General features: G+C 60.8%; 18 protein-coding genes and 1 tRNA gene. 10 read left to right on the top strand and 9 right to left on the bottom strand.

Annotated elements, in window-relative coordinates; translation table 11 throughout:
• Window positions 1–255 precede the first annotated feature (255 nt).
• From NKF26_RS08240 to NKF26_RS08210, 7 genes are all read left to right on the top strand, one after another.
• The gene (locus NKF26_RS08240) at window positions 256–795 is read left to right on the top strand and encodes an amino acid-binding protein (RefSeq protein ID WP_066144434.1); all 540 of its coding nucleotides are present in this window, start codon (window positions 256–258) and stop codon (window positions 793–795) included.
• The gene (locus NKF26_RS08235) at window positions 792–1,742 is read left to right on the top strand and encodes a homoserine dehydrogenase (protein WP_253226722.1); all 951 of its coding nucleotides are present in this window, start codon (window positions 792–794) and stop codon (window positions 1,740–1,742) included. Before NKF26_RS08240 ends, NKF26_RS08235 begins: the two co-directional genes overlap by 4 nt.
• 143 nt (window positions 1,743–1,885) lie before the next feature.
• Entirely contained in the window at window positions 1,886–3,151 is a 1,266-nt protein-coding gene (gene tuf / locus NKF26_RS08230) for a translation elongation factor EF-1 subunit alpha (protein ID WP_253226723.1), read from the top strand.
• A 3-nt stretch (window positions 3,152–3,154) separates the two neighbouring features.
• Entirely contained in the window at window positions 3,155–3,463 is a 309-nt protein-coding gene (gene rpsJ / locus NKF26_RS08225) for a 30S ribosomal protein S10 (RefSeq protein WP_007979652.1), read from the top strand.
• Between the two features lie 155 nt (window positions 3,464–3,618).
• The gene (locus NKF26_RS08220) at window positions 3,619–4,236 is read left to right on the top strand and encodes a rhomboid family intramembrane serine protease (protein WP_253226724.1); all 618 of its coding nucleotides are present in this window, start codon (window positions 3,619–3,621) and stop codon (window positions 4,234–4,236) included.
• A gap of 5 nt (window positions 4,237–4,241) precedes the next feature.
• Window positions 4,242–4,313: transfer RNA gene (locus NKF26_RS08215), tRNA-Ala, on the top strand.
• Between the two features lie 483 nt (window positions 4,314–4,796).
• Window positions 4,797–5,201: a hypothetical protein gene (locus NKF26_RS08210; RefSeq protein ID WP_253226725.1), complete on the top strand. Its 405-nt coding sequence runs from the start codon at window positions 4,797–4,799 to the stop codon at window positions 5,199–5,201.
• A 114-nt stretch (window positions 5,202–5,315) separates the two neighbouring features.
• Here NKF26_RS08210 and NKF26_RS08205 read toward each other — a convergent pair whose 3' ends face one another.
• On the bottom strand, window positions 5,316–5,897 hold the full coding sequence (locus NKF26_RS08205; RefSeq protein ID WP_253226726.1) for a hypothetical protein: 582 nt from the start codon (window positions 5,895–5,897) through the stop codon (window positions 5,316–5,318).
• A gap of 601 nt (window positions 5,898–6,498) precedes the next feature.
• Here NKF26_RS08205 and NKF26_RS08200 point away from each other — a divergent pair.
• Window positions 6,499–6,975 (top strand): Lrp/AsnC family transcriptional regulator, encoded by a 477-nt coding sequence (locus tag NKF26_RS08200; protein ID WP_253226727.1) that lies wholly within the window; start codon window positions 6,499–6,501, stop codon window positions 6,973–6,975.
• A 105-nt stretch (window positions 6,976–7,080) separates the two neighbouring features.
• Window positions 7,081–7,386 (top strand): HalOD1 output domain-containing protein, encoded by a 306-nt coding sequence (locus NKF26_RS08195; protein ID WP_253226728.1) that lies wholly within the window; start codon window positions 7,081–7,083, stop codon window positions 7,384–7,386.
• Here the strand turns inward: NKF26_RS08195 and NKF26_RS08190 are convergent, their stop codons facing one another.
• From NKF26_RS08190 to NKF26_RS08170, 5 genes are all read right to left on the bottom strand, one after another.
• Window positions 7,387–7,995, bottom strand: a complete 609-nt coding sequence (locus NKF26_RS08190) for a uracil-DNA glycosylase family protein (protein ID WP_253234172.1) — start codon at window positions 7,993–7,995, stop codon at window positions 7,387–7,389.
• Between the two features lie 9 nt (window positions 7,996–8,004).
• Window positions 8,005–9,288, bottom strand: a complete 1,284-nt coding sequence (locus NKF26_RS08185; protein ID WP_253226730.1) for a ribonuclease catalytic domain-containing protein — start codon at window positions 9,286–9,288, stop codon at window positions 8,005–8,007.
• Between the two features lie 42 nt (window positions 9,289–9,330).
• Window positions 9,331–9,633: a hypothetical protein gene (locus NKF26_RS08180; protein ID WP_253234171.1), complete on the bottom strand. Its 303-nt coding sequence runs from the start codon at window positions 9,631–9,633 to the stop codon at window positions 9,331–9,333.
• Window positions 9,634–9,691: 58 nt separating this feature from the next.
• Window positions 9,692–10,171 carry an RNA-binding protein gene (locus tag NKF26_RS08175; RefSeq protein WP_253226732.1) on the bottom strand — a complete coding sequence of 160 codons (480 nt, stop codon included), beginning with the start codon at window positions 10,169–10,171 and terminating at the stop codon, window positions 9,692–9,694.
• A gap of 75 nt (window positions 10,172–10,246) precedes the next feature.
• Window positions 10,247–10,951, bottom strand: a complete 705-nt coding sequence (locus tag NKF26_RS08170; protein ID WP_253234170.1) for a DUF1028 domain-containing protein — start codon at window positions 10,949–10,951, stop codon at window positions 10,247–10,249.
• Between the two features lie 114 nt (window positions 10,952–11,065).
• On the opposite strand from NKF26_RS08170, the gene sepF reads away from it, so the two are divergent.
• Window positions 11,066–11,425, top strand: a complete 360-nt coding sequence (gene sepF, locus NKF26_RS08165; RefSeq protein ID WP_066144483.1) for a cell division protein SepF — start codon at window positions 11,066–11,068, stop codon at window positions 11,423–11,425.
• On the opposite strand, the gene NKF26_RS08160 is transcribed toward sepF, so the two are convergent.
• Genes NKF26_RS08160 through NKF26_RS08150 form a run of 3 tightly spaced genes read right to left on the bottom strand, consistent with a single transcriptional unit; the run spans window position 11,422 to window position 13,440 of the window.
• Complete coding sequence (locus NKF26_RS08160) at window positions 11,422–11,814, bottom strand: DUF5611 family protein (protein WP_253226734.1); 393 nt, start codon at window positions 11,812–11,814, stop codon at window positions 11,422–11,424. The two genes, sepF and NKF26_RS08160, sit on opposite strands and share 4 nt — an antisense overlap.
• Before the next feature lie 50 nt (window positions 11,815–11,864).
• The gene (locus tag NKF26_RS08155) at window positions 11,865–12,749 is read right to left on the bottom strand and encodes an oxidoreductase (RefSeq protein WP_253234169.1); all 885 of its coding nucleotides are present in this window, start codon (window positions 12,747–12,749) and stop codon (window positions 11,865–11,867) included.
• Between the two features lie 52 nt (window positions 12,750–12,801).
• Window positions 12,802–13,440: an FAD-dependent oxidoreductase gene (locus NKF26_RS08150; protein WP_253226736.1), complete on the bottom strand. Its 639-nt coding sequence runs from the start codon at window positions 13,438–13,440 to the stop codon at window positions 12,802–12,804.
• Between the last annotated feature and the right edge of the window lie 44 nt (window positions 13,441–13,484).

The raw sequence follows: 13,484 nt of genomic DNA, 5'->3' as shown, positions 1-13,484 counted from the left end.
ACAAACGTGATCCTGCTTCCGACTCGTACCGGAACTACTCGCACGGACCGCATCAGTAAATCTCATTTCCTATCACCGATTCATCGGTTCACGCTCCATCGATATTACTACGACCCCGTTAACGTGTAGCATAGGCAATGACTAACTGCGGTTTCGCACCGTTTTTCTCCGTTGCATCCCGTTCCCCGCTTGCGATTGGATAATTTTGCGACCGTCTGAAGGCTTATACTCCTCCATCACCCCACTCCAGTCATCATGGCGGATCACGACGAGGGGCGCGTCCAAGCATACACGGTTCGACTGGAACTATCGGACGAACCGGGTCAACTGCTCCGTGCCCTGAAACCTATCGCCGACCACGGTGGCAACTTGCTCAGTGTCTTTCACGAACGCGGGTCGCTCACACCACGCGGCAACATTCCGGTCGAAGTGGATTTCGAATGTCATCCGAACCGATTCGAGACCATCGTTGCGGCGCTTCGAACCGCGAGTATCAACGTCATTCGCGCGGGTGCGGAACGATACGACGAGGAGATCACCGTCATCCTCACGGGGCATATCATCGACACCGACGTTTCGGACACGCTCTCCAGAATCACGACGGAATCGAACGCTTCCGTCGTCGATATCTCGCTGTCCGCCCCCGAGGGGACGAGCGACGTGTCGAGCGCTCGGCTACGCCTCGCCACGGATTCCACCGAGACGAACGACGTTCTCGACACGGTGGCCACTATCGCCGGTGAGAAGGAATTACGCGTCATCCAACCGCTGACGGACGGGGAGGCGGTAGCATGAAACTCGCGGTGTTCGGAGCCGGTGCCGTCGGTCGGTCCGTAGCCGAACTGGCGGCCGAGTACGGCCACACGGTGACGGCGCTCGCGGATTCGTCGGGTGCCGTCGTGGATGCGGACGGTATCGACGTGGAGTCGGTGCTCGCGCGCAAGCAGAGCGACGGAACCGTCGGGGACGCCGACCCGGAAACGGCGCTCGAAAGCGAGTACGACGTGCTCGTCGAGGCGACGCCGACCACGCTCGGCGATGCACAGCCCGGTTTCGGTCACGCACGCGAAGCGTTCGCCAGGGACCGTCATGTCGTGCTGGCGAACAAGGGACCGGTGGCTGAACGATACGACGAACTGCGCGCACTCTCCCGCGACAGCGAAGGAAGTCTCCTGTTCGAGGCGACCGTCGGCGGCGCGATTCCCGTGCTCTCGACCATCGAGGACGTTGGCGCGGACAACGTCACTGCCGTTCGCGGCGTACTCAACGGGACGGCCAACTTCGTGCTCTCGCGGATGGCCACCGAGCGACTGAGCTACGAACACGTCCTCGCCGAAGCACAGGATTTGGGAGTGGCGGAAGCCGACCCATCGTTCGACGTGGACGGGACGGACGCCGCACTGAAATGCGCCATCCTCGCCAACGTACTGTTCGACGGTGGACACACGCTTTCGGACGCGGACGTCGATGGAATCCGCGATTTGCCGGGGAGTGCGCTCGAACTGGCGGCCGAGGACGGGTGGACCATTCGGCTGGTCGGCGAAGTCGCCCGGGACGGTGTCAGCGTCGGCCCGCGTCTCGTCCCCGAAAACGGGACGCTCGCGGTGTCCGGAACCCGGAATATCGTCCAATTCGAGACGAGATACGCCGGACGACTCAACATCAGTGGACGCGGTGCGGGCGGTCCCGAAACGGCGACGGCAGTGCTGGCCGACGTGACGCGGCTCGAACGCGAATCATAAACCCCCCGTGTTCATTTTCACCATGACATCTGTTGCCATTAACCGCCAGACGGCGGCGAGATGGCTCGCATAGCGTATCGAAATGGTTTTAACCGCTTCTGCCAAATAATTCCTCCAGAGCGCATCTGCGCGTGAGATATACAATGAGCGACAAACCACACCAGAACTTGGCCGTCATCGGCCACGTCGACCACGGTAAAAGCACGATGGTCGGGCGACTCCTCTTCGAGACAGGGAGCGTCCCGGAGCACGTTATCGAACAGCACCGCGAAGAAGCGGAAGAGAAGGGTAAAGGCGGCTTCGAGTTCGCCTACGTGATGGACAACCTCGCAGAGGAGCGAGAGCGTGGTGTCACGATCGACATCGCCCACCAAGAGTTCGACACCGACGAGTACTACTTCACCATCGTCGACTGTCCGGGCCACCGTGACTTCGTGAAGAACATGATCACGGGCGCATCGCAGGCAGACAACGCTGTCCTCGTCGTCGCCGCAGACGACGGTGTCGCGCCCCAGACCCAGGAGCACGTCTTCCTCTCGAAGACGCTCGGTATCAACGAGCTCATCATCGCGGTCAACAAGATGGACGTCGTCGACTACAAGGAAGACACCTACGACGACGTCAAAGAGCAGGTTTCGAAGCTCCTGAAGCAGGTCAACTTCAAGTCCGACGACGCGACGTTCGTCCCGACCTCCGCGTTCGAGGGTGACAACGTCTCCGAATCCTCGGACAATACGCCTTGGTACGACGGCCCGACCCTGCTCGAGGCCCTCAACAACCTCGACGCACCCGAGCCGCCAACGGACGCAGACCTCCGTCTGCCCATCCAGGACGTGTACACGATTTCCGGTATCGGTACGGTGCCGGTCGGACGTGTCGAGACGGGTACGCTCAACGTGGGCGACAACGTCTCGTTCCAGCCGAGCGACGTCGGTGGCGAAGTGAAGACCGTCGAGATGCACCACGAGGAAGTTCCGAAAGCGGAACCCGGCGACAACGTCGGTTTCAACGTGCGTGGCATCGGCAAGGACGACATCCGTCGCGGTGACGTGTGTGGCCCAGCCGACAACCCGCCGAAAGTGGCCGACACGTTCCAGGCTCGCATCGTCGTGATGCAGCACCCGAGCGTCATCACGGCCGGTTACACGCCGGTCTTCCACGCCCACACGGCGCAGGTCGCGTGTACCATCGAGTCCATCGACGCGAAGATCAACCCGTCCACCGGTGAAATCGCGGAGGAGAACCCCGACTTCATCAAGTCCGGTGACGCAGCAACCGTCACGGTCCGACCGCAAAAGCCACTCAGCATCGAGCCTGCGGGCGAGATTCCGGAACTCGGTTCGTTCGCAATCCGTGACATGGGTCAGACCGTGGCAGCAGGTCAGGTCCTCGAAGTCAACGAGAAGTAAACGATGCAGCAAGCACGTGTCCGACTCGCAGGAGCCAACCCCTCGGACCTCGACGACATCTGCGACGATGTCCGTGAGATCGCTGAGAAGACCGGCGTCTCCCTGAGCGGTCCGATTCCGCTCCCGACGAAGACGCTGGAGATCCCGACGCGCAAGTCGCCCGACGGAGAGGGCACTGCGACGTGGGAACACTGGGAGATGCGCGTCCACAAGCGCCTCATCGACCTCGACGCCGATGAACGCGCGCTTCGACAGTTGATGCGCATTCAGGTTCCGAACGACGTCAGCATCGAGATCGTCCTCGAAGACTGAACCGAGGAACTCACCGGTTGCGCGGATACCCGCGCGACGGAAATCTTTGCAAATCTTCTTTCGTTTTTCACCTATCGACCAGCGGTTGCGCCGTCACGACGACGAGCAGCCGTCCCGTGGTGTCATTTTTTGTGGTCTCGGTGACGAGTAGTAGTATGCGTCTTTCCCGCTCGCCGACGATTCAGACGCTCGCCGTCTGTCTCGTCGTCTTCGTCGTCCAATCCGCGGTTCGGTTCGTCAGCCCCGCGTTAGCGCTGGGGCTGTTCGCGCTCTCGCCGCCCGTGGCGGGCCACGTGTGGACGCTGCCGCTGAGCGTGTACTCACACGCCGGGTTCGCCCACCTCTTCTCCAACGCCGTCGCGCTGGTGCTCGTCGGGTTCATCGTCGAGCGCGGGACAACGACGGCCCGCTATCACGCCTTCTTTCTCACGGTGGGGATGGCGGCCGGACTGGTGCAGGTGTGGGTGACGGAGCTGTTCAGCAGTCAGGCCCCCGCCGTCCTTGGAGCCAGCGGCGCAATCCTCGGCCTGTACGGCTACCTCATCGCCAGCAACGACATCTCGGAGGCCGTGTTCGGCCGCCTGCGACTCTCGCGCCGCGTGCAGGTCCTCATCGTCGTCGTCTTCACGACCCTCGTCACGCTGATGACAGCGGCTCCTGGCGTCGCCCTTCTCGCCCACTTTACCGGCTTCGCACTGGGGCTAATCGCGGGACGCCTTCACATCCTCCGCACCGAAACACAAGCTACAAGTAACGCACGGATGGTACAATAATTCGAGGGCTCGTAGATCAGTGGCAGATCGCTTCCTTCGCAAGGAAGAGGCCCCGGGTTCAAATCCCGGCGAGTCCATCCGAGCGTAGCGAGGATGGATGAGCGGATTTTAATTAGACAAGTCGCATGCCCGCGAGCGTAGCGAGCCGGAACGTCTTGGCGTAGTTCAAACCCCGGCGAGTCCACTTCTCTCACTCCACTCCGGAAGAGCTTCGCTCTTCCGTGCTCCCGTTCGCTTCGATCACGGGAACTCCGTTCAGTCAGTCAGTGGACTCGCCGTAGTCCCCCTCGCTCACTTCGTTCGCTTGGTGGCGAGGCGATTGGTGAGTGTTCCGCAGGAACTCCACCGGACCGCCGCCCGTTCGGAAAAGCCGAAGCGAGTATCGACAAGGAGTCGGTAACAGCCAGTAGTTTCACGGAATCGAATACGTAGTAGTTCCCTGATTCATCTGGACAGCGCCTGGGGACGATGGTTGAAAAGGCCTGACTCGAAAACGATGGGTATAGTAAATATATGCCTCGGTCGTACTCGTTCTCCGCCACCTCCGACGGCGAAGAACGATGACGTTTCCAGCCCAGCGCCTTCCGGACGGGAACATTCTGGCTCCGCACCACCTCTACATCGGTGTGTTAGCGGCGTACATCGTCTGCTGGGTGGCCTCGAACCGCATGCCCAAACGAGAGGCATGGATCACCGTGACAGCGCTGACGGTGGCGCTGTTCGGCTTCCTCTTCGTGTGGCCGGATTACCCCGCCACAGGAGCGTTGCTGACACTATCGGGTATCGTAGGTTCGTTACTGGCGGTGGTGTTCCGTTCGTTCTGGTCGGACAGCGCGTCCGATCTCCGGTTGGCGGCGCTGTTTTGCGTGCTCATCGCGCTCGATGACGCCGTGTCCCACTCCTTCGGCGTTTGGACGCCGCTCGATTGGTTCTGGCACGTCTATCTGATTCATCTCGTTACTTGACGGCTTCTCGATTCATTTCGACGATATAGTGGGTTCAGGAACCGCAAGGACCCATCTCCGCGAGTCCACTTCCACCGTTTACGACGAGTAAAAACAGGAGTGACGAGTGGGGGGTTATCCCCGAACGACGTGATAAACCAAGCCGCCGAGTGAACCGACGACGAGGGGGAGCAGGAGGCCCATGAACAGGAGCGTGTCGAGATACCTCGGACCGACGCGCGCGGTCACGCCGATGGCGGAGACGTGTTTCGAGGCGATGTACGCACCGACGAGACTGATCGGCAGGTAACCGACGACGACGTGTGCACCGTTCAGCGCCGCGTGCGGGACCGTCCGGGCGCGACCCAGGTGAGAAGCGAGGAGAACGCCACCGATGAAGATGGCGACGAGCGGCAGGAGATGGAGGAACTGGATATACGGATCCGAGGAGTTAGTGATCAGATCGACGCTGTTCCGAAGATAGTTGGAGTCATCGGAACCGGAGATGGTTTGGGAGATTTCGACGAACTGCGCGTTGTAGAAGTACCACGTGACGACTTGCCACTTCTCGGCGGCGAACGAAAAGGTCGGTAGCTCGTCGAGCGTGACGAAAGCCCACGTCAAGCCATAGCCGCCAAGAAACGCCCCCACACCGGCTAAAAGCCCGGAAAATAGCCGATTTCGGTAGGTATGGTTTATCCGCCTCGTTGCTTGCATGGTGAGTGGAGTATTCTATCAACCCATAAGCCTTGTCGAGTCGTGGGAAATTCCAAATCAATAAGTGTGACATTTTATTCCACCAAGTCGAGAGCGATACGTACGACAGTTCTCTCGAAACAACCCGTAGCACTCGATTCGGCGCTCGATTCTCGCCGACTTACTCGTGCCTCCGAGGAGTCCAGCGGGTGGAGAGGTTCGAACATCCGACGATCCTCTCAACACGACAGACAAGAGGATTGTTCAGCAAAATCCGTCATTTCTCGGACCGTTTCATGGCCCAAACCCCGCGAAAACCGGCTGCAAACCGGAATTTGACCGAACCGAGAAATTCGGTTCGACCACCGTTTCACCGAGTTTTTTCCGAGGACGCCTCGCTTATTCGGAATATAATAAAGGGGGTAGCGGTATTCGTATGAAATACGCCCGAAGCCCGGGTGTACTACCAGGCAAGTGTTCGACGGTGCCGGAGGCTCTGGTGGCGAGTTGGCTTCTCGCCATGTTTCGGCCATGCCTCCCACGAAAGTTTGTCATCTCGAACGCGTGCCGACTTTTTAGGAACAGGGTATGAATAGTGAGTAGCGGTTTCGATAACAGACCAATGAGCCACGACACACTTGACGACGTAGACCGGGGCATCCTTCACTTGCTCCAAGAGGACGCACGCAATATGACGACGACGGAAATCGGGGATGCTGTGGGTGTCTCCGCCAGTACCGTCGGAAATCGACTCCAACGTCTCGAAGAGGCGGGAGTCATCAGAGGCTATCACCCACAGATCGACTACCACGAAGCGGGATTCCCGCTCCGCGTTCTCTTCATCTGTACCGCTCCGATCCCCGAGCGCGAGGAACTGGCGGCGGAGGCACTCGACGCGTCGGGCGTCGTCAACGTCAAGGAGATCATGGTCGGCGTGCAGAACCTCCACGTCGAGGCGGTCGCGACGACCCGCGAGGACGCGACCGAGGTCAGCAAACAACTCGACGACATGGGTCTAGATGTCGTCGATCAACTGCTGGTGAAAGACGAACACATGCAACCGTACGACCACTTCGGTCAGAAGGACGTCTCCGATTGAAGTCGTGATTATTTCGAAATTGGGGAAATACTATCTTTAGGATGGTATTTACACAGATTTATCCGACATACTTAACCATTGACGAATCTTAAGAGAAGTACTGGAATGGAACATACTTCCTACCATTTGCAGGACGGCGAGCGGCCCAGTACCGCCGTCGTCAACGCGATCGCGGATCACGAGGACGCGTCACCCGACGAGATCGGTCCACGTCTATACGACGCGGTGGACCCCGATGCATTGGACTCGTTGTTTCGGCCGCGAGTCGATGGGCAGGATCGGATCGGCGGCAAAGCGGTATTTAGCTACCGCGGTTACGAGATCACGTACGAAAGCGACGGGATGATACACATCACGGACGACACGGACACACCGTCCGGTGCATCCGAAACCGCACCTGCTGACGAGTGATCAAACCAACGCCGAGAGTTCGGAACCGATAGCCGCAATGTATTCCGGTCGGTCGTAGCCGAGTCGCTTCCGCCAGACGTTCTCGTACGATGGATGAAGCAGTGGCAAAGCCGTCACGCCGAGTCGCTCGCATTCGACCGGCGAGAGCACGCGTTCGAGAAAGCCGTTCATTCGAATCGACTCGAAGTCGAACAGGAGTTTCGTGGCGTGTTTTCCCGTCGTGACGATGACGGATGGGCCGACCTGTTCGATTTCCGTTTGCAAGTGCTCGAAGCAGTTCGCCAACTCCTCGGCACGCGGCTCGCGGTTCGAGCCGTCGTCCCCCTCGGGAAAGCACTTCACGGCGTTGGTGAAGTACGCGTCGTAGCCGAGTTCGTCGAACACCCTGCGAATCTTCCGTCCCGAGTGTCGCGTGGTGTACGCCATTCCCGTCCAGTTGCCGCCCTGCCACAGGTCCGCGTCCGGCGCGCCAGCACCGGGTGCTTCGCCGACGACCATCACGTCGGCATCCAACGGACCGGTCCCCCACGAGATGCGGTTTCGACACGCGGCGAGTTCGGGACAGCGCGAGCAGTTCGGTTCGAGAACGTTGCGGGAGTCGGGGAACATCGATCGCGTCTACTCGTCGTCCTCGACGACCTCGATGCCGCGGTTGTTGACCGCGTTGGGGTCGAGTCCGACCTCTTCGAGGAACTGTTTGTACTCGCGCTCACAGGCTTCCGCGTCGGCCTGTTTGTCGCTGGCGCGATCACACAGCGCTACGAGGTCCTCCGGGACATCGTTGGTGTAGACGATCCAGTGGTTGATGAGGTCCGAGAGCCGCCGGATCGGGCTGGTGAAGTGGCCGTAAATCTCGAAGTTCAGCGCGTGGTGGCCGCCGAACGGGTCGCTCATGTAGCGAGCGCGGGGCATCACCTTCATGACGGCCCACTGGATCTTGTCGAGCTGTCGGCCCGGCGCTTCCTCCAGCGTGGCGTTGACGGCCATCCGCGGGTCGTCCCACGTACTACCCGGAATCGAAACGCCGTTCAAGTCCTGTATCTCCTGGAGCGCCTTACCCCACTCGTCGGGCGTCGGCTGTGGGTGGACGCGGTACATCGCCTCGACGCCACGGCCCCACATCAGTTCGTGCGTGACGGCCTTGTTCGCCTTCAGCATCGACTCCTCGATGATGGTGTGGGCGCGGTCACGTCGCGGGTTCAGGACGAGACTGCCGTCCTCCTTTCGCTGCTCGTGCATCCGGTCGGCGAGTTCGAAGGAGAGTTTGCACTCCTCGTGGAGCGGGGCGTCCTCGTCGTCCAGTCGCTCCTCGGCCTGCGAGTAGGTGAGTCGCTCGTCGCTCCGGATGACGGATTTGTAGATGTCGATGGTCTCGTACGAGAGGTTCTCCTTGTCGAGGTGCATCTCGACGGTGTGGGCGAGGCGGTCCTCGTTGGGGACCAGCGAACAGACCGTCTCGGCCAGCATCGGCGGGAGCATGTGGATCGTGTAGGCGGGGAGATACACCGTGTTACCGCGTTTGACCGCTTCCTCCCACATGTTCGATTCGGGGTGGACGTAGTGGGTCACGTCGGCGATGTGAACCCAGAGAACGTACTCGTCCTCGTGCTCCTCGACGGAGATGGCGTCGTCGAAGTCCTGTGCGTCGACGGGGTCGGTCGTCCACGTCGTCATCTCGCGCAGGTCTTTTCGTTCCTCGACTTCGTCCTGAATCTCCTGTTGGATGTTCTCGGTTCGTTTCTCGGCCTCCGTCATCACGGGGCCGGGAAACCCGTCCCTGATTTCGAACTTCTCGAACAGCTGTTCGCGCTTGCTGTCGAGTCGCTCGGCGAGATCTTCGGAGATTTCGACCGGGCCTTGGCCTTCGGCGGTGCCCGCCTCAGCCTGTGCGTCGCTCGTCATGCCCGCTGATAAGGGAGTTGGGAAGTTAGGCGTATCGACTGACTATCCTTCCCGTTCTTCCAGCGGGCCGTATCGGTCTCGGATGGCGGTTTCGTACCGGGCTAAAAACTCGTCCTGTTCGACGTGGTCGGCGTCCATCTCCACGAGAAGCCCCTCCAACTCGTCGCGGGGCTGATGACACAACTCGCGGTGACACGCCTTGCAGAGGTGCTCGAAGGTCTTTCCGTTGCGCTCCCAGCGATTCCCCTCCTTGTCGTACTCGCGCGCCGCGGAGCGCCGAACGGCATCGCCACACGCGATACAGTCGACCGACTTTTTCTCCCGGGTCCACCGGGAACCCCACATATCACGCCCTTCGACGCCCTCACACTTCGCCTTTTTGCCGGGAACGTTTCGGGTCCGATCAGACCACGAATTCGTAGAGGTCGTCCCCGACGAAGTGAACGGATTCGACCACCTTGCCGGAGTCGCCGACCATCTCGTCGCCGTCCGTCTTCGCACGGCCGATGGCGAGCACCTTGCCGTGGGTCTCCTCGGCGATAGCCACGAGGTCGCCCGATTCGATGTCGTCGCTCGCTTCCACGATTCCGGGCCGCATCACGTCGGCACCGTCGCTGACGAACGAGACGGCACCCGCGTCCACGGTGACGACGCGCTTCGTCGGCGGGTAGGCGTTCGCACCCTGAACGGTGAGGAACGGTTCGCCGTCGGTGTAGAAGACCGTCGGTTCCCCGTCCACGAGGACGATGTCGAAGGCCGAATCCTCCAGTTCCACGAGTTCGTAGGTGTCGGCATCGAGTTCGACGCCGAGGGTGTCTTCGAGCGCCGCGTCGATCTCCCGAACCTCGTCGCTCCGGAGATGATGGCGAGATTTGACTTCCATAATCCGTCGTGCGTTCGTCTCGTCTATAAACCCACCCGTTTCGACCGGCATCGTCCGCATCGAGGGTCGTACGTGCTACGTGTCGTCGTTCCCGTCATCGTTGGCCGCTTCGTAGCGCTCGACGGCGGCGGTGAACCCGTCACCGGCGAGTTCGTAGGCCTCCCGCAGGTCCCTGATCGGCGTTTCGGTCGCGTCCACGCGCAGATCGTTGTAGTACGGATCCGTCTCCTTGGGTTCGGTCGTCTCGATCAACAGCGCGGCGCTCTGGACGGTCAGTTCCTCGCGCTTGTCCCCGCCTTCGGCGTAGCCCGCGGCCAACGCGTCGATGAGCCGTTGGGCGAGCGGCCGGTCCTCGTACGCGCTTTCGCGGTACGCGCGTGCCGTCTCGGCGACGACGGATTCGCCGGTCAGCAAGTTCCCGGCGACGGTGTAGTTCTCGCCGCTATCGTGGCCGTACCAGCCGTGACACTCCTCCCCGGAAAAGGTGAACGTCCCCTCCGCGTCCACGCCGTGCAGTTGTCGGTTCTCCGCCCCTTCGTCGGCGTTGAGCAGCGCCGTGAGCGCATCGTCGATCGCGAGGCCGTCGTCCACGTACTCGATTCCCTTCCGTCCGAGTTCGACGTTGACGAGGCTCTGGGTGGCGATCGCCCCGTTTTCGCTGGCGAACGGACAGAGCGTTCCGACCCCCGGAAGGCGTGTCGTCACCGCGACGCCGAACCGCGTCTGGTCGTCCCCGCTTTCGTCCGTGTACTCCTCTCGGACACAGATGCTGAACGTCATGGAGAGGGGAACAAAGCGTGCGAGCAAAAAAGCGCGTTATTTACCTGCTCTACGTGCTCGCTCGTCGCTCCGTCTGACGTAAGAACTATACTCGTTCGATTGCCCCGTAGTTCTATGGGATTCATGAATAAGATTCTCGGCGAAACGCAATCGGGAAGCGCCGGGGATTATGTCGAGCTGGATTTGGACGATTTCGAGACCACACCCAGCGAGTCAGGATTGAACGTTCACATCGCCGAGATCCAAGGACAGCAGGACGTTATCGCCATCAAAGACGCCGTCTACGACGGCGACATCGTTATCGCTGATATCACTCGGCTTCGAACGCAGGACACCACCGTCGAGCGCATCACTGACGAACTCCAGCAGGTCGCCCGCGAAGTCAACGGCGACATCGTTCAGAAAGGTGATGACCAACTTATCGTGACGCCGACCGGTGTCAACGTCAGTCGAACAAAACTCGGTCGGAATTAGACGTCGTCCGGCGTGTCCGCGTCGTCTTCGACGGTTCGTTTCAGCGAGTCACGGCGTGCCTTCGCGTCGCGGCCGGTCGCTTCGAGAAGGAACTCGTTTTTCTTGCTCACCGCGTCGGCAGCAGCGTCGGCGTTCCCCTCCGCGATGACGTCCTCGGCGGGACGCTCCTCGAAGTCAACGGCGAGTTTGTCCTTCTTTCCGCTGTACGATGCGGCACCGGCCACGATTCGCTTGAAAACGGGGTTGTCCGGTTCTTCGACCACGTAGAGTTCGTGTCCGTTGAAATCCTCGGTGGCCGTTATGGGACCGAAGTAGTCCTCGATGCTCGCTTTCAGGTCGGGCATTCGGTCTTCGAGATGCTCACCGCGTCGCATTTTGTATTCTTTCATGAGTTGGACCCAGATTAGAGGGGTGGATGTTTACCCTTTTCGCGTCGTGTCTACTCGTGTTCGCTTAGGTATCCTTTCCGACACTCCGGGCAGATGTCCCCTGCGCGGAGTGACGAACCCGAGGCAGCACCGCCGAACTGCCCGCATTCGGGACAGATGAGTTCTGCGCTCGGACTCGATTCCGAAGCTTGGTCCGGTTTCGGTGCCTCCCGTGCGCGTGTGAATCCCGTTTCCCGCTGTGGTTCGGGCCGCGTGGTCCGCACGAACCCCGTTTCTTCACTGGGCTCGGCCTCCACGAACTCGGCATCGTCCTCCGCGTGAGGCGCGCTTTCCGGCGTCAATCCGCCACCGAAGCTCACCTCGACGTCGCTTCCGTCATCGACTTGCGCGTCGAATCCCTCGTCATCGAGTCCGGTATCGGGCCAGTCCGTCGACCCGCGGGCCGACTCGTCCACGTTCGTGTCCTCGGGGTCAGGCCACTCACCGTGACCACGGCTCCGTTCTTCGACCTCGTCGTCCTCGTCGTCGAGGATGACGCCGTCGTCCTCGTCCGCGCTCTCCGGCGGATGGAAGTCATCGTCGTTGAAACCGACTGGTTCCGGGTCCGACTCGACCGTCTCGTCGATGATTTCCGTCTCGGATTCCGGTCCGGTCGTCATCGGTTCGACCGATTCCTGTTCGGCCGGTGTCGGTTCTACCGATGCCGATCCCGCTAGCCCGTCTTCCGTCCTGCTTTCCATCGGCTCCGGTGTCGGTTCCGGTTCCTCGATCGTCGTGACTTCCTTGTTCTCGCTGATGATGCTTTCGGCACCACAGCGTTGGCATTTCTCGAACTCCCGAACCGTGACCACCACTTCGTTACCTTGCTCTTCGCGCTCGCGCTCGATTTCGGACTCGCCGTAGTCGTGGCCTAACAGCGAACATCTGAGACCCATTAAGTGTGGGTTATTTTCACGGTGTGATAAAAGGGTATTGTTTTTTCCAATATCAACCGAAGTTTTCGGACTTCGCCTCGTCCGGGTCGTGTCCGACCGTCGCCAGAACGTCCCGTGCCTCCGTCAGGAACGGCGTGAATCCGTAGATGAACACCTGTCCGTCCGCGCGCGCGAGAACTGTCCGCGCGTTCTCGCTCTCGGGAAGCGGTTCGTCGGTGATGACGACCGTCGCACCGCCCGCTTCCAGTTCCCGCAGTCGTCCCTCGTGGACGGGAGCGTCGTCCTGATAGACGATGGTCACGTCGCCGCCCTCCGCGAGCGCGCGCTCCCCGATTCCGACTGCCGGGCCGACACCCGGTCCGCCCGCGAGAACGACGACGCTCGGTTCGCCCTCGTAGTACGACCGCCCGAACGGACCGGCAATCTCCACCGTCTCGCCCGCACTGCGCGCCGCGAGCCACGGGCCGAGTTCGCCGTCCGGGTCGACGGCGACCGTGATCTCGAACGTCCCCTCAGCGTCGGGCGACGAAAGGGTGTAGTGGCGCGTGATCTCCTCGTCATCGACGGTTCCCGCGACTTGCAGGAACTGTCCCGGCCGAGCCGAAAAGTCCGAAGGGGCCTCGATCTCCAACGCGATTGTATTTCCGCCGACATTACTCACCGACTTCACTTCGACCTCAGTTCCATCCATATCGGACCTTTGGCCGTAAGTACCAAATTCCTTGCCGCTTCACC

Source organism: Haladaptatus sp. AB618 (assembly GCF_024136965.1).
Classification (GTDB): domain Archaea; phylum Halobacteriota; class Halobacteria; order Halobacteriales; family Haladaptataceae; genus Haladaptatus.
The sequence above is the reverse complement of the archived record's forward strand: the minus strand, read 5'-3'. Positions and strand labels throughout refer to the sequence as shown.

Excerpts from the sequence above, each read along its gene's own strand:
- NKF26_RS08185 (WP_253226730.1), bottom strand. The coding sequence starts at position 9,288 with ATGACGAGCGACGCACAGGCTGAGGCGGGCACCGCCGAAGGCCAAGGC.
- NKF26_RS08195 (WP_253226728.1), top strand. The coding sequence starts at position 7,081 with ATGGAACATACTTCCTACCATTTGCAGGACGGCGAGCGGCCCAGTACC.
- NKF26_RS08200 (WP_253226727.1), top strand. The coding sequence starts at position 6,499 with ATGAGCCACGACACACTTGACGACGTAGACCGGGGCATCCTTCACTTG.
- rpsJ (WP_007979652.1), top strand. The coding sequence starts at position 3,155 with ATGCAGCAAGCACGTGTCCGACTCGCAGGAGCCAACCCCTCGGACCTC.
- NKF26_RS08220 (WP_253226724.1), top strand. The coding sequence starts at position 3,619 with ATGCGTCTTTCCCGCTCGCCGACGATTCAGACGCTCGCCGTCTGTCTC.
- sepF (WP_066144483.1), top strand. The coding sequence starts at position 11,066 with ATGGGATTCATGAATAAGATTCTCGGCGAAACGCAATCGGGAAGCGCC.
- NKF26_RS08170 (WP_253234170.1), bottom strand. The coding sequence starts at position 10,951 with ATGACGTTCAGCATCTGTGTCCGAGAGGAGTACACGGACGAAAGCGGG.
- NKF26_RS08205 (WP_253226726.1), bottom strand. The coding sequence starts at position 5,897 with ATGCAAGCAACGAGGCGGATAAACCATACCTACCGAAATCGGCTATTT.
- NKF26_RS08155 (WP_253234169.1), bottom strand. The coding sequence starts at position 12,749 with ATGGGTCTCAGATGTTCGCTGTTAGGCCACGACTACGGCGAGTCCGAA.
- NKF26_RS08175 (WP_253226732.1), bottom strand. The coding sequence starts at position 10,171 with ATGGAAGTCAAATCTCGCCATCATCTCCGGAGCGACGAGGTTCGGGAG.
- NKF26_RS08240 (WP_066144434.1), top strand. The coding sequence starts at position 256 with ATGGCGGATCACGACGAGGGGCGCGTCCAAGCATACACGGTTCGACTG.
- NKF26_RS08190 (WP_253234172.1), bottom strand. The coding sequence starts at position 7,995 with ATGTTCCCCGACTCCCGCAACGTTCTCGAACCGAACTGCTCGCGCTGT.
- NKF26_RS08235 (WP_253226722.1), top strand. The coding sequence starts at position 792 with ATGAAACTCGCGGTGTTCGGAGCCGGTGCCGTCGGTCGGTCCGTAGCC.
- tuf (WP_253226723.1), top strand. The coding sequence starts at position 1,886 with ATGAGCGACAAACCACACCAGAACTTGGCCGTCATCGGCCACGTCGAC.
- NKF26_RS08160 (WP_253226734.1), bottom strand. The coding sequence starts at position 11,814 with ATGAAAGAATACAAAATGCGACGCGGTGAGCATCTCGAAGACCGAATG.
- NKF26_RS08150 (WP_253226736.1), bottom strand. The coding sequence starts at position 13,440 with ATGGATGGAACTGAGGTCGAAGTGAAGTCGGTGAGTAATGTCGGCGGA.
- NKF26_RS08210 (WP_253226725.1), top strand. The coding sequence starts at position 4,797 with ATGACGTTTCCAGCCCAGCGCCTTCCGGACGGGAACATTCTGGCTCCG.
- NKF26_RS08180 (WP_253234171.1), bottom strand. The coding sequence starts at position 9,633 with ATGTGGGGTTCCCGGTGGACCCGGGAGAAAAAGTCGGTCGACTGTATC.